19 protein-coding genes and 1 riboswitch are annotated in these 17,881 nt (G+C 64.1%); of the genes, 11 read left to right on the forward strand and 8 right to left on the reverse strand.

The window, feature by feature from the left end; genetic code table 11:
- Window positions 1-17 precede the first annotated feature (17 nt).
- Entirely contained in the window at window positions 18-923 is a 906-nt protein-coding gene (gene yddG / locus NKH42_RS08015) for an aromatic amino acid exporter YddG (RefSeq protein ID WP_352687364.1), read from the forward strand.
- Entirely contained in the window at window positions 923-1,585 is a 663-nt protein-coding gene (locus NKH42_RS08020; RefSeq protein ID WP_352974025.1) for a lysoplasmalogenase family protein, read from the forward strand. Before yddG ends, NKH42_RS08020 begins: the two co-directional genes overlap by 1 nt.
- Before the next feature lie 4 nt (window positions 1,586-1,589).
- On the opposite strand, the gene NKH42_RS08025 is transcribed toward NKH42_RS08020, so the two are convergent.
- Window positions 1,590-2,018 (reverse strand): cupin domain-containing protein, encoded by a 429-nt coding sequence (locus NKH42_RS08025; RefSeq protein WP_352687368.1) that lies wholly within the window; start codon window positions 2,016-2,018, stop codon window positions 1,590-1,592.
- 21 nt (window positions 2,019-2,039) lie between these two features.
- Window positions 2,040-2,807, reverse strand: a complete 768-nt coding sequence (gene gloB / locus NKH42_RS08030) for a hydroxyacylglutathione hydrolase (protein WP_352687370.1) — start codon at window positions 2,805-2,807, stop codon at window positions 2,040-2,042.
- Between the two features lie 98 nt (window positions 2,808-2,905).
- Here gloB and NKH42_RS08035 point away from each other — a divergent pair, with 98 nt between their 5' ends.
- From NKH42_RS08035 to NKH42_RS08045, 3 genes are all read left to right on the forward strand, one after another.
- Window positions 2,906-3,688, forward strand: a complete 783-nt coding sequence (locus tag NKH42_RS08035; RefSeq protein ID WP_352687372.1) for a class I SAM-dependent methyltransferase — start codon at window positions 2,906-2,908, stop codon at window positions 3,686-3,688.
- Window positions 3,689-3,823: 135 nt separating this feature from the next.
- The gene (locus NKH42_RS08040) at window positions 3,824-5,656 is read left to right on the forward strand and encodes an ABC transporter ATP-binding protein/permease (protein ID WP_352687374.1); all 1,833 of its coding nucleotides are present in this window, start codon (window positions 3,824-3,826) and stop codon (window positions 5,654-5,656) included.
- Between the two features lie 75 nt (window positions 5,657-5,731).
- The gene (locus NKH42_RS08045; RefSeq protein WP_352687375.1) at window positions 5,732-6,538 is read left to right on the forward strand and encodes a DUF1194 domain-containing protein; all 807 of its coding nucleotides are present in this window, start codon (window positions 5,732-5,734) and stop codon (window positions 6,536-6,538) included.
- A gap of 18 nt (window positions 6,539-6,556) precedes the next feature.
- Here the strand turns inward: NKH42_RS08045 and NKH42_RS08050 are convergent, their stop codons facing one another.
- Together NKH42_RS08050 and NKH42_RS08055 are read right to left on the reverse strand one after the other, a co-directional pair.
- Window positions 6,557-7,582 carry an RNA polymerase subunit sigma-70 gene (locus NKH42_RS08050; RefSeq protein WP_352687377.1) on the reverse strand — a complete coding sequence of 342 codons (1,026 nt, stop codon included), beginning with the start codon at window positions 7,580-7,582 and terminating at the stop codon, window positions 6,557-6,559.
- A gap of 42 nt (window positions 7,583-7,624) precedes the next feature.
- Window positions 7,625-8,371: an SDR family NAD(P)-dependent oxidoreductase gene (locus NKH42_RS08055; protein WP_352687379.1), complete on the reverse strand. Its 747-nt coding sequence runs from the start codon at window positions 8,369-8,371 to the stop codon at window positions 7,625-7,627.
- A 272-nt stretch (window positions 8,372-8,643) separates the two neighbouring features.
- Here NKH42_RS08055 and NKH42_RS08060 point away from each other — a divergent pair, with 272 nt between their 5' ends.
- Window positions 8,644-8,964: a DUF1330 domain-containing protein gene (locus tag NKH42_RS08060; protein WP_352687381.1), complete on the forward strand. Its 321-nt coding sequence runs from the start codon at window positions 8,644-8,646 to the stop codon at window positions 8,962-8,964.
- Between the two features lie 25 nt (window positions 8,965-8,989).
- Here the strand turns inward: NKH42_RS08060 and metW are convergent, their stop codons facing one another.
- Both metW and metX read right to left on the reverse strand, forming a co-directional pair.
- On the reverse strand, window positions 8,990-9,604 hold the full coding sequence (gene metW / locus NKH42_RS08065; RefSeq protein WP_352687412.1) for a methionine biosynthesis protein MetW: 615 nt from the start codon (window positions 9,602-9,604) through the stop codon (window positions 8,990-8,992).
- A gap of 58 nt (window positions 9,605-9,662) precedes the next feature.
- Window positions 9,663-10,832 (reverse strand): homoserine O-acetyltransferase MetX, encoded by a 1,170-nt coding sequence (gene metX / locus NKH42_RS08070; protein ID WP_292661143.1) that lies wholly within the window; start codon window positions 10,830-10,832, stop codon window positions 9,663-9,665.
- Window positions 10,833-10,926: 94 nt separating this feature from the next.
- Window positions 10,927-11,004, reverse strand: a riboswitch (SAM riboswitch).
- Window positions 11,005-11,142: 138 nt separating this feature from the next.
- Here metX and hisC point away from each other — a divergent pair.
- Entirely contained in the window at window positions 11,143-12,252 is a 1,110-nt protein-coding gene (gene hisC / locus NKH42_RS08075) for a histidinol-phosphate transaminase (RefSeq protein WP_352751174.1), read from the forward strand.
- A gap of 6 nt (window positions 12,253-12,258) precedes the next feature.
- Entirely contained in the window at window positions 12,259-13,194 is a 936-nt protein-coding gene (locus tag NKH42_RS08080; protein WP_254816642.1) for a prephenate/arogenate dehydrogenase family protein, read from the forward strand.
- 31 nt (window positions 13,195-13,225) lie between these two features.
- On the opposite strand, the gene NKH42_RS08085 is transcribed toward NKH42_RS08080, so the two are convergent.
- Window positions 13,226-14,227 (reverse strand): DUF2125 domain-containing protein, encoded by a 1,002-nt coding sequence (locus NKH42_RS08085; protein WP_352751172.1) that lies wholly within the window; start codon window positions 14,225-14,227, stop codon window positions 13,226-13,228.
- Between the two features lie 113 nt (window positions 14,228-14,340).
- Here NKH42_RS08085 and NKH42_RS08090 point away from each other — a divergent pair, with 113 nt between their 5' ends.
- Window positions 14,341-14,874, forward strand: a complete 534-nt coding sequence (locus NKH42_RS08090; protein ID WP_352751171.1) for a gamma-glutamylcyclotransferase — start codon at window positions 14,341-14,343, stop codon at window positions 14,872-14,874.
- Between the two features lie 46 nt (window positions 14,875-14,920).
- Here NKH42_RS08090 and NKH42_RS08095 read toward each other — a convergent pair whose 3' ends face one another.
- Complete coding sequence (locus tag NKH42_RS08095) at window positions 14,921-15,901, reverse strand: quinone oxidoreductase family protein (RefSeq protein ID WP_352751169.1); 981 nt, start codon at window positions 15,899-15,901, stop codon at window positions 14,921-14,923.
- Window positions 15,902-16,233: 332 nt separating this feature from the next.
- Between NKH42_RS08095 and NKH42_RS08100 the strand changes: the two genes are divergently transcribed.
- Entirely contained in the window at window positions 16,234-17,181 is a 948-nt protein-coding gene (locus tag NKH42_RS08100; RefSeq protein ID WP_352751167.1) for an aldo/keto reductase, read from the forward strand.
- A gap of 78 nt (window positions 17,182-17,259) precedes the next feature.
- On the forward strand, window positions 17,260-17,880 hold the full coding sequence (locus NKH42_RS08105; RefSeq protein WP_352476268.1) for a LysE family translocator: 621 nt from the start codon (window positions 17,260-17,262) through the stop codon (window positions 17,878-17,880).
- The last annotated feature ends 1 nt before the right edge of the window (window position 17,881 follow it).

Below are 17,881 nucleotides of genomic sequence, written 5' to 3' on the forward strand. Positions count from 1 at the left end.
GGCACGGGGCGACGGGTATGGCGCGCGCAACACTGATCGGCTTCTCCGCGGTCGCCATGTGGGCGCTGCTGGCGCTGCTTACGGATGCTTCGGGCGCCGTGCCGCCGTTCCTGCTTTCGGCAATCACCTTTACGATCGGCACTTGCGTCGGGCTGTTTGCCCGGCTGTTCATGCCGGCAGCCGACGGGGCCGCGAAGATACCGCGCCAGGTCGAAATACCACGCAAAGTCTGGGTGATCGGCATTGCCGGCCTGTTCGGCTACCACTTCTTCTACTTCACCGCGCTGCGCAATGCGCCGGCCGTCGAGGCCAGCCTGATCGCCTATCTGTGGCCGCTGCTGATCGTGCTGGGGTCGGCGCTGATGCCGGGCGAGCGGCTGGCCTGGAATCACGTCGCCGGCGCGCTGCTCGGCCTTGCCGGCACGGTCCTGATCGTCACCAAAGGTGGCGGGCTTGCCTTCGACGCGCGTTATGCCTTCGGCTACGCCATGGCCGGCGTCTGTGCGGTGCTGTGGTCGTCCTATTCGCTGTTGTCGCGGCGCTTCCCGTCGGTGCCGACCAGCATCGTTACCTGGTTCTGCGCCGCCACCGCGGTCCTTTCGCTGGTCTGCCACCTATTGCTTGAACAGACGGTGCTGCCCGCCGGCGCCGGCCAGTGGCTGGCCGTGCTCGGCCTCGGTCTGATGCCGGTGGGGGCGGCGTTCTATGCCTGGGACATCGGCGTCAAGCGCGGCAACATCCAGGTGCTGGGGGCGGCGAGCTATGCCGCGCCGCTGCTGTCCACCCTGGTGCTGATCGCCGCCGGCTTCGCCCAGCCGTCATGGCGCATCCTCGCCGCCTGCGTGCTGATCACCGGCGGCGCGGCACTCGCGGCGAAATCGCTGTTCCTGCGCAAGAGGGCTACGAGCGAGGCAAACGCTTGATGCCGTTTCCCGGCGGCATCGATGCCAATGCCAATGCGACGCTGGTGTTTTCGCTGGCGGCGGCGGTGATTTACGCGTTCAGCCTCGGCATGCCGCCGCGCCTTTCGCGGTCGGCGGCAAGGACGTTGGCGGTGGCGATGCTTGCGGTGCTGGTCGTGCAGCAGGGCGGTCCATGGCTGCTCGTCGCCGCACTCGGCGTCAGCGCCGTCGCCCTCCTGTCGCGCGACGGCGAGAAGGCATTTCTTGGCGGCGCAACCAGTTTTCTTGCCGCGCACGTGCTTTACGTCGTGCTGTTCCTGCGTGCCGGCGGCGGCCTCGGGCTGCTTTTGGCCGAGCCGTGGCGAGCAGCGATCGTGCTGGCGATGGCCGTGTTGGTGTTGGCGATGGTTTTCGCGCTCCGGCGCCGCGTCGGCCCCGCCTTGCGTTTGCCGATTGGCGTGCATGCCGCGGCACTGCTTGCCATGGGCATTGCGGCGCTCACCCTGAACAGCGTCGGGGTCGTTGGCGGCATCGTCCTGCTCATCCTGTCCGACGGGCTGCATGCCGCGGAAAAGTTCCTGCTGCCCGCCATCTCGCCGCACCGCATTTGGGTGCGCCATGCGGCATGGGCGCTGTATTACGTCGGCCAGCTGGCGATCACGCTGGGTTTCCTGCTGGGCTAGGTGCCTATGGGGTTCCCGGCAGCCAGCCTGGTTCGGCAAGTTCGAAGGCGGCGAAATCGAAACCCGGCGCCACAGTGCAGCCGACCAAGGTCCATTCGCCGAGGCTGCGTGCCGACTGCCACCAGCCTGCCGGCACGACGATCTGCGGCCGCTCGCCTGCAGCGAGCCCGGTACCGAGGATCTCCTCGATGCCGGGACCGCCTTCTCGATGTATCGATAGCGCCAGCGGCGCACCGTCATAGAAATGCCAGACCTCGGCCGCGTCCTTGACCCGGTGCCAGGCCGACAATTGGTCCTTCTCGAGGAGGAAATAGATCGCCGTCGAATGGCCGCGCGTGCCTGCCGCGCCGTCGCGAAAGGTCTCGGCATACCAGCCGCCTTCCGGATGCGGCTTCAGGCCGAGCAGAGCGATGATTTCGGCGGAACTGGTCATGACCCTAGCTCCTGGCGCCGCTCAGAAATTGTCCTTGCGCTTGCGGATCTCGGCGAACACTTCGGCATCCGAGGCGTTCTCCAGGCCGAGATGCCTGCGGATCGCCGGATCGTGCCAGCGCAGGAACGGATTGGTCGACAGTTCCTCGCCGATCGTCGTCGGCAGCGTCGGCTTGCCGTCGGCGCGCAGCGCCTCGACCTTGGCGGCACGCTCTTTCAGCGCCGAATTGGTCGGGTCGACGGTGAGCGCGAAACGGGCATTGGCCAGCGTATACTCATGGCCGCAATAGACGACCGTGTCGGCCGGCAGCGCCGCGAGCTTCTTCAGGGATTCGTACATCACCGGCGGCTTGCATTCGAGCAGCCGCCCGCAGCCGAGCGCAAACAGCGTGTCGGCGGCGAATGCCACTTTCGACGCCGGCAGATGATAGGTGACATGGCCCGCAGTGTGGCCGGGCGTGGCGATGACCTCGATCCGCTCGTCGCCGAGGCGGACAACCGAGCCCTGTTCGACGGTTTCGTCGATGCCGGGAATCTTTGCCTTTTCGGCTTCCGGACCGACAATGCGCAGCTTGAAACGCTCCTTCAGCGCCAGATTGGCCTCGACATGGTCGAGATGGTGGTGGGTGGTCAGGATCATCGTCGGGGTCCAGCCGGTGCGCTTGATCGCCGCCAGGATGGGCGCCTCCTCGGGCGCATCGATGAGCGCCGTCTGGCCGCTTTTCGGGTCGTGCACCAGCACGCCGAAATTGTCGCTGCGGCACATGAATTGTTCGATCTCGACCGGCATCGCATCTCTCCCTTTATTGCCGCAGACATAGGGCGCCTGCCAGCCGATGTCATCTGCCTTTGTTGAACTTGGACTGCTTCGAAGCTACCGTTCCGCGCATGCATTCAGACATTGTCGATCTCCGTTCTTTTTATTCGACCACGCTCGGCCGCCTGGCCGAACGCTCGATCACCATGGCGCTGTCCTCGATATGGGCCGTAGTGCCCAACGAGCGGCTGGTCGGTCTCGGCTATACCTTGCCGTGGCTGGAACGCTTCGGCAGCGATGCCGAGCGTGTCTTTGCCTTCATGCCGGCAACACAGGGCGCGGTGGTCTGGCCGGCGACGGGGCCGACGGCGACCGCGCTGGTGTTCGACGAGGAACTGCCGCTGGTCGATTCCTGCATCGACCGCATGCTGCTCGTCCATTCGCTCGAACATGTCGAGAACCCGCGCGAGACGCTGAACGAGATCTGGCGGGTGCTGTCGCCGGCCGGCCGTGTCGTCATCGTTGTGCCCAACCGGCGCGGCGTCTGGGCGCGCTTCGAGCATACGCCTTTCGGCAATGGCCGGCCGTTCTCGCGCGGCCAGCTCACTGAATTGCTGCGCGAAGCGAATTTCACGCCGGCGGCATGGTCCGATGCGCTGTTCTTCCCGCCGTCGCCGCGACGTTTCATGATGCAGTTTCACAATGTGCTGGAACGCGCCGGCCGGCGCTTCTGGCCGATCTTTTCGGGCGTTATCGTCGTCGAGGCGCAGAAGCGGCTTTATCAAGGCGTGCCGGTTGCCCAGCGCGCGTCCCGCCGCGTCTTCGTGCCGGTTCTCTCGCCGCATGGCGCGCCGACGCTTGGCCGGACTGTCGCGGGCCAAACGTCCGGCGCCGCCAAGATGACGCGTTCGTGATCCGACGCAGGCTTTTTCTCACCTATCTGTCGCGGACGGGTTCGCTGCCCGATTGAAGGCATACGCAATCGGTTCTATGACCGGCGATTTCTATGACCGGGCTTCAGCACCGCTTCCGAATGCAAGGATTCACTCATGGCTGATCATCCGGATGTCGAGGCCAGCGCCCAGAAGCTTGCCGCGTCGATCGAAGCCAGCAGCCTGCGTGAGCAGCTGGCAACAATCAAGATAGCGCTGACCACCTCGCCAGTGCGAAAACAATTGTTTTGGGCCGCAATCGGCATCGTCGCCGTCATTGTCGCAACCTCCGTCGGGCAGGTTCTGCTCAACCGCTGGAACCAACCGTTCTTCGACGCGCTGGCGCGGCGCGACATGCAGGCCTTCCTGCATCAGCTTCTGGTCTTTGCGGCAATAGCCGGCGGGCTGCTTCTGTTTAACGTGGGCCAGACCTGGCTCGACCAGATGATCCGCCTGAAGCTGCGCGAGGCGCTGACGCTCGATCTGATCGGCGAGTGGATGCGGCCGGCGCGCGCCTTCCGGCTGGCCCATGCCGGCGCCATCGGCGTCAATCCCGACCAGCGCCTGCAGCAGGATGTCGCGCATCTCTCGGATCTTTCCACCGGCCTCGGCATCGGCCTGCTGCAGTCCTGCATCCTGCTTGCCTCATTCGTCGGCGTCTTGTGGTCGCTGTCTTCCGGCTTCGTCTTCCACATAGGCAGCCATTCGCTGGCCATACCCGGTTACATGGTCTGGGCGGCGATCCTTTATGCCGGCACCGCCTCCTGGTTGAGCTGGTTGGTCGGGCGGCCGCTGATCCGCTTCAACAACGATCGCTATACGCGTGAAGCGGAGCTGCGCTCCTCGGTGGTTCGCGTCAACGAGAATGTCGATGCCATCGCGCTGGCGCATGGCGAGGCCGATGCCAGACGCCGGCTCGAATTCGATCTCGGCATGGTGCTGGGCGCCATGCGGCGCATCTACAGCGCCCAGATCAATCTTTCCTGGGTTACCGACACCTACGGCTGGATCACAGTCGTTGCGCCGATCCTGGTCGCCTCACCGGTCTATTTCGCCGGCGATATCAGCTTTGGCGGCTTGATGATGGCAGTCGGCGCTTTCAACCAGGTTCATTCCTCGCTGCGCTGGTTCATCAACAATATCGGCGGCATCGCCGATTGGCGCGCCACGCTGATGCGGGTCGCCGACTTCCGCATCGCGCTTGGCGACACCGACGCGCTGCACGATACGGAAAGGCGCATTTCGTTCGGCGAAAACCCGGACGGCAGCCTGACCTTCGAGAAACTCGAGATCGCCTCGCCCGAGGGATGCACCAAGCTTGCCGAGCCGCATGTCGAAATCCGCGCCGGCGACCGGGTCATGATCACCGGAGATCCGGGCGCCGGCAAGACGCTGTTCTTCCGGGCCATTGCCGGTCTGTGGCCGTGGGGCAGCGGACGGATCGGCATGCCGGCCGGAGAAGCGCCGATCTTTGTTCCGCGCACCCCCTATTTCCCGCTCGGCAGGCTGCGCGAGGTGCTCAACCATGCAGACGGCGCGGCGGAGGCGGCCGATGCCGAGATCTCGGAGGTGCTGGCCGATGTCGGGCTGCAGCGCCTGTCGTCCTCGCTCGATCGGTCGGCGCGCTGGGAGCGTGAGCTCAGCGACGACGAGCAGCGTCTGCTGGCCTTTGCCAGGCTCGCCTTGCGACGGCCGAAATGGGTGATTATCGACGAGGCGCTGGACGCGTTCGACGGCCCGACGCTGAGGCAAGTGCTGTCGATGCTGGAGAAGCGCATTCCCGACGCCGCGATCCTCAATATCGGCCGCGGCCAGCACAATGGCCGCTTCTTCCGGCGGGCGTTGACCATCGTCAAGGATGCCGGCCAACCGGCCCTCAAGCCGGCCCGTATCAGGGCAGGGGCCATCGAACCGCCCCCGGCCATCGCCTCGGCTGGCCGAAAGAAATAGAAACCAAGCTTTATTTCGCCGCGATCGCGGCGAAAAACTGTCGCGATCGTTCAGATGGGAACGTTCCGATCGGCCATGCTTGACGCTTTCGCCCTGCTCGCCTGCCTTGCCTGCGCCCCGGCGGCACCCGTGGCCGCGCCGGCCAATGCACTTGCCGTCGATGTCGAGCTGGTGCTGGCCGTCGACATCTCGCAGTCGATGGATGAAAGGGAGTTTGCCCTGCAGCGCGCCGGCTATGTCGCGGCGCTGCGCCATCCCGACTTCATCAACGCCGTGCGTGCCGGCACCTCCGGCCGCATCGCCATCGCCTATTTCGAATGGGCCGGCACCATCCGCGACGATGCGGTCATTGCCTGGCAGGTCGTCGACAGCAAGGAGAGCGCCAACGCTTTCGCCGACAAGATCGCGGCCCGCCCGTTCAGAAGCTTTCGCGGCACCTCGATTTCCGGCGCAGTGGCTTTCGGCGTCGAGCTTTTCAACGGCACGGCCTTCACCGGCAAACGTCGCGTCATCGACGTCTCGGGCGACGGCCCAAACAACACCGGCTTGCCGGTCACGACGGCACGCGATGCGGCGCTGGCGAAGGGCATCGTCATCAACGGGCTGCCGATCCTGATCAGCCCGTCACCCACCTTCAGCCATCTCGACCGGTATTATGCCGAATGCGTCACCGGCGGGCCTGGCTCGTTCGTGCTACCGATCTATGCTGCTTCCGAATTCGCCACCGCCACTCGCCGCAAACTGATCCTCGAGGTCAGCGGCATCGAGTATCCCAAGGTGGATCCGAGGACGATCCGCATCGACACACCGATCGACTGCCTGCAAGGCGAGCGCGACCGGCGGTTTTTCTCGGACCCATATTTCCCGGAACTCGACCGATAAGGCTAGCCCAGGGGCAGGTTAGGCTGGTGGCAGGCCGAAGGCCGGGAACAGAGATGGCCCGAGCGGTCCTATGAAGATCGTCAAGGAAGCGATCCCGCCCTCGGCTGCGTCGAACACGTGCAGGGAATGGGCCCGCCATTCAGGGCCATCGTGGCTGCGGGAATAAACCCCGACCGCCGGCTGGGCATTGGCCCGGGTGGCCAGCGTGCGGAAGCCGCCAAACCTCGGCCAGACGGTCTCGAAGAAACCGCGGATCGCTTCGCGGCCTTGATACCATTCGCGCCAAGGCGGCATTGTATAGATGGCGTCCTCACGCAGCAGCTCGATCAAGCTGTCGAGATTGGCGGCCTGCCAGGCCTGCATGTAGCGTTCGAGCAGCAGGCCTTCTTCGGGGCTGGGTCGTGATCGGCTGGCCGGCCGTCCCTGAGGATAGCGCGCCGCCAGCGTTGCACGGGCCCGCTGCAACGCACTGTTGATCGAAGCCGTCGATCCACCCAGCAAACGCGCCGTCTCAACAGCCGACCATCCCAGGACGTCGGCAAGCAGCAGCGCGGCGCGCTGCCTGGGCGGCAGATCCTGGATCGCGGCGACGAAGGCGAGCTGGACGGCCTCGCGGCTCTCGTAACGAGCTTCCGGACCTGGCTCGCTGCCGGCAATGTCTGGAAGCTCGGCGTCGGGGTAGGGCTCCAGCCAGGCGATGTCGGCTACGGGCCCGCCTACGGCCGCCCCGTGCGAGGGCGGCCGTCCGAGTTCCCGGAGAATGCGACGCGCCCTCGACCTCGCATTGATGGCGTTGAGGCAAGCGTTGGTCGCGATCATGTAGAGCCAACCGCGAACCGAACCCCGCCCGTCGAACTCCGACCTGGCGCGCCAGGCGCGAAGCAACGTGTCCTGGACGAGGTCGTCGGCCTCGTGCAGCGAACCCATCATGCGATAGCAATGCAGCTTGAGCTCGCGGCGATGGACGGCCGTGACCTTCTCGAAGGCCAGCCGATCGAGGATCGGCTGGCCTGCTGGTTCCAGAGGTGGTTGAGCGTCTGTCATGCGGGCTGTGCGGTTACGAGTGAGCGTTGCATTACGCGCGCCTCAAGCGGCCGGTGCAAGCCCGCTCCCGCTCACCATGAAGGAACTGCCTTGCGGCTGGCCGGTGGCGAGCGCGACCACCGCCCGTCCGACGTCGGCCGGGGTTTGCATGTCGGTCATGGCGGCGATGAAGTCCGCCGGCTGGATGCCCATATAGGCAGCGACGCTGTCGACGCCGGCCTTGCCCACGCCGGTTTCCGGCATGATGCGCATCGGCGCGAGCGCCATGAAGCGAAGGCCGAGGCCGAGCCGGTCGGCTTCCTTCTGGCTATGACCGGCCAGGAACATCTGCATGCGTTTTGCGCCGGCATAGCCGCCGGTATTGGGTGGCCCGCCGGTCAAGGCCGCGCCACTGGAGATCAGAACGATACGGGTTCCCGGCTTGAGCGGACGCCGCAGAGCGGCCCGGCAAAACAGGAACGATGCCTTGACGTCCGTGTCCCAATTTGCGGAGAACGCCTTCCAGTTCTGTTCGTGCAGCGGCGCGGAAGGGGCCAGCGCGCCTGCGCAGATTACCAGCACGTCCGGTTCCAGCGCGGCGAAGACCTTATCGGGGGCGGAGTCCACCGTCGCATCGACCACGAGCGTCTTCACGCCCGAGACCTCCCAGGCAAATTGCGCCAGGGCCTGTTTTCCGCGGGCCACGGCCAGCACCGTCGCTCTCTCCTTGAGGGCGGCCTCCGCGATGGAGCGGCCGACCCCGCGGCTGCCTCCGACGACTACAACATTCTGACCTTGCAACGATCCCATGGATCACCTCTCTGCTCCCGGCCGCCGGACCATCCAGGCGCGCTCATCGATAAGGACAGCGCAGGCGTGCGGAAATCATCGGCGCCAGGCGGAAATATTTTTCAGGTGACAGCAGGGCTCGCGCACGGCCCTGTTCGGAGCAGCAACGGCAGAGGCGCGTCGGTTTTGTATTCAGTGTCATTACCTCGGGGGTAATCGACCAGCGTGCAAGGTCTCGGCAAACTGCTCCCATCAAGCCGGTTGTCCGGCTTCGACCACCAGGGAGTACAGCCATGACCGCCTACGCCGTCGCGCATATGCGCCAGGTCACGCCGGGGCCGCAGATCGTCGAGTACCTGCACAAGATCGATGCCACGCTGGAGCCGTTTGGCGGGCGCTTCATCGTGCATGGCAGCGAGGTGGAAGTCGTTGAAAACACCTGGCCGGGCCACCTCGTCATGATCGAATTTCCAGACATGCAGCAGGTGCGTGCATGGTACCGCTCGCCCGCCTATCAGGAGATCTTGCCGCTGCGCACCGAGAATTCTCAGTCCGACGTGGTCCTGGTCGATGGCGTCCAGCACCCGCACAAGGCCACCGACGTTCTCGAATAAGGGGACGATCCGCGACGATTGGCTCTTATCGTTTCAGCAGAAACACCGCCTGCTGGCCGAAAAAATTCCAGAACCACCACGGCATCGAGAAGCCGATCCGCTGGCCATTGGCGTCGAGCGCGGTCGCCTTTTCCACCGTCGCGCCAAGCTCGTCGCACAGATTGACGAAATCGCGAATGGTGCAGAAATGGATGTTGGGGGTGTCATACCAGGAATAGGGCAGGTCCTTGGTCACCGGCATGCGGCCGTTGAACAGTAGCGAAAAGCGCACCCGCCAGTGACCAAAATTTGGGAATGAGACGATAGCGCGGTTGCCGATCCTGAGCAGTTCGTCGAGCACCAATTTCGGATTGCGGGTCGCCTGCAAGGTCTGCGACAAAACGACGAAGTCGAAGCCCTTATCGGGATAGAATTGGAGATCCTTATCGGCATCGCCCTGGATGACCGACAGGCCGCGCGCCACGCATTCGTTGACGCCGCGCTGCGACAGTTCCAGCCCGCGACCGTCGACCTTCTTGGTCGCCTGCAGCAATTCGAGCAGCAGGCCGTCGCCGGAACCGACGTCTAGCACCCGCGACTGCGGCGGGATGAGATCGGCGATGACCTCGAGGTCGACGCGCTGGGCGCGGTTGACGCTCATGGGCTCGTCACTTGCCTGGCGCATGGTCCTGATCCGAACAATCCGGAACTTTTCGGGGTCATGCGCCGAGCCCTCTCGCCCGCGCCGCCGAGGCGATGAAGCCTTTGATGGCGGCGAACAGTTCCGGTTCGTCGAGCAGGAAGGCGTCGTGGCCGCGGTCGGTCTCGATCTCGACGAACGAGACCGAGGCGCCGGCCGCGTTCAGCGCGTGCACGACCGAGCGGCTTTCCTCGGTCGGGAACAGCCAATCGCTGGTGAACGAAACCAGGCAGAAGCGCGTCTTGGTGCCGGCGAAGGCATCGGCCAACCGGCCGCCATGGTCGGCGGCGAGATCGAAATAGTCCATCGCCCGGGTCATGTAGAGATAGGAGTTGGCATCGAAGCGATCGACGAAGGTCATGCCCTGATGGCGCAGGTAGCTCTCGATCTGGAAGTCGGCATCGAAGCCGAAGGTCAGGGCTTCGCGATCCTGAAGGTTGCGGCCGAACTTGCGGTGCAGCGCTGCTTCCGACAGATAGGTGATGTGAGCGGCCATGCGCGCCACCGCCAGCCCCTTTTCCGGCCGCTTGCCGTGCTCGAAGTATTTGCCGCCATGCCAGTCCGGGTCGGCCATCACTGCCTGCCTGCCGACCTCGTGGAAAGCGATGTTCTGCGAAGAATGGCGGGCGCCGGTGGCGATCGGCAGCGCCGAGAAGACGCGCTCGGGATAGCTCGAGGCCCATTGCAGCACCTGCATGCCGCCCATCGAGCCGCCCAGCACGCTGAACAGCTGTTCGATACCGAAATGCTCGACCAGCATCAGCTGCGCGCGCACCATGTCGCGGATGGTGATGATCGGCAGGTCGAGCCCGTAGGGCTTGGCGGTGGCGGGATTGGTCGAGGCGGGGCCGGTGGAGCCGAGACAGCCGCCGATGACGTTGGACGAGATGACGAAGAAACGATCGGTGTCGATGATCTTGCCGGGGCCGATCAGCACTTCCCACCAGCCTGGCTTGCCGGTCACCGGATTGGTGTTGGCGACATGCTGGTCGCCGGTCAGCGCATGGCAGACGAGGATGGCGTTGGAGCGCGCGTCGTTGAGCGTGCCATAGGTCTGGTAGGCAATCTGGAAGGGCGACAGCAGCGTGCCGGCGTCGAGCTTGAGCGGCTTGTCGGCGCCGAAACGCAACACCGGGCTCGACGGCTGGTCGGCCTCGTTGTTGGTTTTTCGCGCGCGCAAAGCGACCATCATATCTCCTTGCCCGCCTTCAGTTGTCCACCGCCAGTCTGGGCAACAACCAGCCAGGGCAACAAAAAACCGGCCATGCCTTCGCAAAGCCGGTTACAAGATGCAAACGGCCCTTTAGCAAGTTGTTTAACGTGGCTGCAAGCCGACCGGCCAAATCACCACGGAACTTTCGCTGCTCTTCTAGGACCGACGCATGGCTTCGTCAACGGCAAGTTCTTGATCCCGAATTGCCGCCCCTCGACATTCCGGGCCACGGCTTGTATTTCCGCTGCGGCTTCCGGATGGAGGCACTCTCGACGGATTTCATGGAATGAGCCAGATACCGGATCAGACACGTCCAAGGCCCCGCGCCGGCATCATGGACATCGAAGCCTATGTACCCGGCAAGAGCGCGGCGCCTGAAGGTGTCGCCAAGGTCCACAAATTGTCGTCGAATGAGAACCCGCTCGGCCCTTCGCCAAAGGCGATAGAGGCCGCGCGCGCGGTCGCCGACAAGCTCGCGGTCTATCCCGACGGCAGCGCCAGGCGTCTGAGGGAAGCGATCGCCGAGGTGCACGGGCTCAACCCGGCGAACATCGTCTGCTCCAACGGCTCCGACGAGATTCTGGGCCTGCTGGCGCAGACCTACCTCGCGCCCGGCGACGAAGCCATCATCACCGAACACGGCTTCATGGTCTACAAGATCTACATACAATCGGCCGGTGCCGTCCCGGTTACGGTCAAGGAGACCGATGAACGCGCCGATGTCGATGCAATCCTTGCCGCGGTGACGCCGCGTACCAGGATCATCTTCCTTGCCAATCCCAACAATCCAACCGGCACCTACGTGCCGTTCCAGGAGGTGCGCCGCCTGCATGCCGGCCTGCCGCGAAACGTGCTTCTGGTGCTGGATGCAGCTTACGCCGAATATGTCCGGCGCAACGATTATGAAGCCGGCGTCGAGTTGGTGGGTAGCGCAGAAAACGTGGTCATGACCCGCACTTTCTCCAAGTTGGGCCTGGGCGGCGCGCGGATCGGCTGGATGTATGCGCCAATGCATATCATCGACGCGATCAACCGCGTGCGCGGGCCTTTCAACGTCAATGCGACGGCTATCGAGGCCGGTATCGCGGCGATCCGCGACCGCGTCCATATCGAGCGCAGCGTGGCGCATAACGAGACCTGGCTGGCATGGCTGACCGAGCAACTAAGCGGGCTTGGGCTGCGGGTGACACCGAGCGTCGGCAATTTCATCCTTATCCACTTTCGCGAGGACAAAAAGCATTCGGCGGCCGCCGCCGACGACTACCTCAGTGCGCGCGGCTACATATTGCGGCGCGTTTCCGGCTACGGTTTTCCGAACGCGCTGCGCATGAGCATCGGCACCGAAGAGGCCAACCGCGGCGTTGTCGCCGCACTCGCGACATTCCTGAAAAGCTAGAACACCATGACCTCACCGATGTTCGAAAAGATCGCGCTGGTCGGCATCGGCCTGATCGGCTCGTCGCTGGCCCGCGTCATCCGCCGCGAGGGGCTCGCCGGCCAAGTCGCGATTTCGACGCGCAGCGAAGCGACGCTGGCGCGGGCAAGCCTACTCGCCCTCGGCGACACCTACACGACGGATGCGAAAGAGGCGGTTCGCGATGCCGATCTGGTCGTCGTTTCGGTGCCGGTCGGCTCTTCGGGTATCGTCGCCGCGGAGATCGCGCCGGCGCTGAAGAAGGGCGCCATCCTCACCGATGTCGGCTCGACCAAAGCATCGGTGATCGCGCAGATGCAGCCGCATGTGCCTGATGGCGTGCACTTCATTCCCGGCCATCCTTTGGCCGGCACCGAAAAGTCGGGACCAGATGCGGGTTTTGCCGAACTGTTCGAGAACCGCTGGTGCATCTTCACGCCGCTGCCCGGCACCGATCCCGCGGCACTGGAAAGGCTCTCGGAATTCTGGCGCCGCTGCGGCTCCAACATCGACACGATGGACCCGCAGCATCACGACATGACGCTGGCCATCGTTTCGCACCTGCCGCACATCATCGCCTATAACATCGTCGGTACCGCCGACGATCTGGAGTCGGTGACCAAGTCCGAGGTCATCAAATACTCGGCTTCCGGCTTTCGCGACTTCACCCGTCTCGCCGCATCCGACCCGACCATGTGGCGTGACGTCTGCCTGCACAACAAGGATGCCATCCTCGAAATGCTGGCGCGATTCTCGGAAGATCTGTCCTCGCTGCAGCGGGCGATCCGCTGGGGCGACGGCGAAAAGCTGTTCGACCTGTTCACCCGCACCCGCGCCGTCCGCCGCTCGATCATCGAGGCCGGCCAGGACATCGACGTACCGGATTTCGGTCGCCAGGCAGTCGAACACCCGCCGAAGGGATAAGCCGCGGCAGGCCGATCGCAGTCCCGACCGCCTAGTCAAGCGGCTTGATCTTGCCGAGCGGGATGAAGCCGAGCGAGGCCTTGCCCCTGACGATCTTCAGCGGCATCGACGGCTGGTTGCCGAGCAGCGCCAGTCCGGCAAAGCCGGTTTGGATCTCTTTCTTCTGCTCGGGGATGGCGGTGGCAAGGATCGCCGCCACGGCCTTTGGATCATTGAGCTTGATCGTCAGATCGGCATTTATGAGACCGCCGTCATCGACCGACAGCGGTCCGGAAACGGTGATGCGCGCAGTTCCGGACGACAGATCGAGCTCGTGGATTTCGGCCGCGAGGCCGCGCAGGCTCTTCGGGTTTGCCATGATCAGCATCACGCCGTTCTTCAGCGTCACATCGCCGCTGCCATCGAGCGGCGGCAAGACGCGCCCGTCGATGGCCGCCGCGTCGATTTCGAGATCGGTGAAATTGCCGGCATAGTCGATGTCCGGGCCGTTTGGGCGCAATTGCCCGCTGGCAGTTCCGGCGCTGAACAGCGAGACGGGATCGGTATCGTCTGCGGGATCGGTCTGGCCGGACAGGCCTTCTGCCTGCAGCGAGAGGCGTCTCGGCAGCGGCCAGGACAGCTTCATGTCGGCCCGCAGATCATCCCAGTCGATCCAGAGCGGGGTCATGCCGGGAACGGAGGTCCTGAGTGGCCCCCTAAGCTCGGCGGCAGGCGACAGAAGCCGCGTGATCTGGGTGGCGGCGTTGATCTTGCCTGTCGAGGCCGCGACGTTGCGGCTGTCGTCCTCGTAAGCCAGACTGTCGCAGGAAAGGGTGAAGCTGAAGGGATAGCCGCTGACCGCGAGATTGGCACAGTCGGCCTTGACGCCCTTGTCATCGAGATCGGCGACCGCCTTGTCGGCGGCGCTCTCGACCAGATCCGCCAGGTAGAACCAGCCCGCGCTGTAGATGCCGAACAGCACGAGAATGAAAGCGGCAAGCCACAACAGGCGGCGACGCTGGCTGGGCGGCTGGCGCTCGTCACTTGACGTCATGCTGCGGCTTTCGTTAACGCGGTGGCACGGGCGGGCTGTCGCTTGCGGCAACAACAGGTAGACGGACTGAAACACCACCGGTGGAGTGGTTCGTTACAATCAGGCTTGGCGATATGGGCGATTTTTGGGTTTTTGGCTACGGCTCACTGATCTGGCGGCCGGGATTCGCGCATGTCGAGACGCGGCGTGCCCGCCTGCATGGCTACCGCCGTTCGCTCTGCGTCTATTCTTTCGTGCATCGCGGCACGCGCGAACGGCCGGGCCTGGTGCTCGGACTCGACCGCGGCGGCTCCTGCATCGGGCTGGCGTTCCGGGTCCCAGGCGAGCTGCGCAACGAGGTCATCACCTATCTGCGCGAACGCGAGCTGGTCACCAACGTCTATCTCGAACGTGTGCTCAGTGTTCGCCTCGACAAGAGTGAAACGGATGGGAGCCGGACGGTCGAAGCCATCGCCTATGTCGTGGACCGCAGCCATGAGCAATATGCCGGTGCGCTCGACCCGGCCGAGGCGGCGGCCGTCGTTCGCGGCGCCGTCGGCCAGTCGGGGAGGAATGAGGATTACGTGCTCAGTACGCTGGAGCACCTCGAAGCACTGGGTATAAGCGATCATTGGCTGGAAGACGTGACGAGACGGATCACGACATAGCGCCTTTTATCGCGTTACCATGATGTTTTCGGTGTCGTGACGCGGGCTACATCCTGAAAATCTGTTTACCAAGATCGGCGCGATCCAGGCTGTTTGCCACCGCAAGCTTGAACTCGGTCAGCGCGTGGAGACCGCCGACAGGAACGTGGAAGCCCGGCTGGCCAAAGATGTCGATGATCTCGCGTAGGACAGGCCGGTCGGCTTCGGCAGGCGGCGAAAAGAAGTAGCGATAGATATTTGCCCTGATTTCGACGCCGCTCAGCAGCACATCGAAATTGTGCAGTTCGAAGCGCTCAGCACTCATTCCGCCATTGATCACCATCTGCCCGCCGAGCGCCAGGGTGCGGATCAATTCGCCGCTGACAGGTCCGCCGACATTGTCGACAATCCCGTTCAATCCGGCGCCGCCGGTGATATCCATCACCGCTTCCCGGATACTTGCCTTCAAGTCCGAAAGGTCAAGAATGGCAGAGGCGCCAAGCGTCTTCAGGTCGAAGCTCTGGTGCGAGCGCCGCACAAGCGCGATGACGTTGATGCCGCGTCGTTGGGCGAACTGCATCACCATTGTTGAAATCGACGAATAGCCGGCCGTGACAGCCAGCCACTGCCCGGGCCGGACACGGGAATCCGTCAGCAGATCCCACGCGGTAATGGGGTTCACCATCTGCCCGGCGCGTTCGACCGGATAGTCCGCAGGTAACGGGATCAGCCATTCGGCGGGAATGGCCGCGTACTCGGCCCAGCTGCCATAATAGCTGAACGCGACAAGCGTGCCCGGTTCCAGCAAGACGTTCGCGCCAACGGCTTCGACGATGCCGGCACCGTGGTTTCCCGCGATCTGCCGGGGAAAATGCGGCTTCTTCGGTTCGGGATAGAGGTTCTGGATAAACAGGAAGTCGCCCGGATTGATCGAAGCCGAGACCATCCTGACCAGCACCTCGCCGTCGCCGATGCGCGGCATCGGCAGGTCGTCCATGTAGAGCACGTCGCGCGGCGAACCGATGGCGTCAAATACGATTGCTTTCATGCCGTTCTCCATAACAAATGATCCCAGGCCAACAGTCTGGGCCCGGCCCGACCGCGTCGGCGCGGCGGAACCTACGGTCGGCCGGCAAAAGTCAGAATTGGCAGATTTGACAATCTATGTGCCAGATTTGCCAGATCGTTTCTTCAGAGGCTGCTGGTTTGGATATCCGGGACCAGCGCCTTGAGCCGGACACGGCGCGGCGGGTCGCGGCTTTGTGAAGCGCCGGCGGGTTGGCAAAGAGGCTATGCGTTTGACGTTGCCACGGCGCGACATAGGTTAGCCCGGTCGGCGGCTCCCATCCGCCCCAGCATGAATCACCATGGAGATCAGTCTTGCAGAAACGTCGTCTCGGTCGCACCGACCTATCCATCGCGCCATTGGTTCTGGGCGGCAACGTGTTTGGCTGGACCGCCGATGAGAAAACCTCGTTCGACCTCCTCGATGCCTTCATTGAGGCCGGTTTCAACGCCATCGACACGGCGGATTCCTATTCGCGCTGGATTGCCGGCCACCAGGGCGGCGAATCGGAAACCATCATCGGCAGATGGATGAAGAGCCGTGGCAACCGCGACAAGGTCGTCGTCATCACCAAGGTCGGTTCGGACATGGGGCAGGGCAAGAGGGACCTTTCCGCCGCCTATATCGAAAAGGCCATCGACGCCTCCCTGACGCGGCTGCAGGTCGATAGCGTCGATCTCTATCTGTCGCATTGGCCCGACCCGGCGACGCCGTATGAGGAAACGCTCGGCGCTTATCAGAAACTGCTCGACAAGGGCAAAATCCGCTATGCCGGTGCCTCCAACCTCGACGCCGCCCAACTGCGCGCCGCACTCGACGTAGCAAGCCTGCGCGGCCTGCCGCGCTACGACGTGCTGCAGCCGGAATACAACCTCTACGACCGCTCGTCCTTCGATGGTCCGCTGCGCGATCTGTGCGTAGCCGAGGACATTGGCGTCATCACCTATTTCAGCCTCGCCAAGGGATTTTTGAGCGGCAAGTACCGCAGCGAGTCCGACCTCGGCAAAAGCCCGCGCGGTGGCGGTGTGAAAGGCTATCTCAACACGCGCGGCATGCGCATCCTCTCAGCGCTCGATGCCGTGTCGGCCAGACATTCGGCCAAGCCGGCAGAAGTGGCGCTGGCCTGGGTGATGGCGCGGCCCGGCGTCACCGCTCCGATCGCCAGCGCGACGACGCTCGACCAGCTCTACAGCCTGGTGCGGGCCGCGTCGTTGCAGCTCAGCCCGGACGATATCGCCGAGCTCGACAAGGGCAGCGCATAGCCGCGCACGATCGTTCAAGACCGGCGCCGCTGCCTTGCCCTACCGTCCCTGCATCGTCACAGGATGCAGGGACGTCGCATGGCCGGACAGGGTCTTCTCGATCAGCAGCTATGGCAGCAATTGCTGGCGCTTGTGCTGGCATCGGCCATCGTTATGGGCAGCCCGGGGCCGGCGACGATAAGTGTCACCGCGATCGGCGCCGCGTTCGGCCTGCGCGATTCGCTCCGTTATGCCTCGGGAATCGTTGTCGGCACGGTCCTCGTGCTTTTGGTGGTGGCGACGGGCATCATGGCCGTTCTCACCGCGCTGCCGAAGCTCGCAGCGCTGTTGGCGGTCGCCTCGGCAGCCTACATCCTCTATCTGGCGTTCAAGATAGCGACGGCGCCGCCACTGGCGGCACGCGTCGGTAGGGCAGCGCTTCCCACTTTCCTTGGCGGGTTCCTTCTGGCCGTTGCCAATCCGAAAGCCTATGTGGCGATTGCCGCCGTGTTTGCCGGCGCGTCTTCCGGCACCGGCGGTCTTGCTATTTCAGCCAAGCTGGCGGTCCTCGCCTTGATGATCGTTGCCATTCATCTCTTGTGGCTTCTCGCCGGCGCGGCTTTTGCACGTTTGCTGCGCAAACCGCTGGCGTCGCGGATCATCAATCTGGTGTTTGCCGTGACGCTGATTGCAACAGCCGCCCTGGCTGTCTTGCCGTGAG

Origin of the sequence: Mesorhizobium sp. M1142 (assembly GCF_040318565.1) — a bacterium.
Classification (GTDB): domain Bacteria; phylum Pseudomonadota; class Alphaproteobacteria; order Rhizobiales; family Rhizobiaceae; genus Mesorhizobium.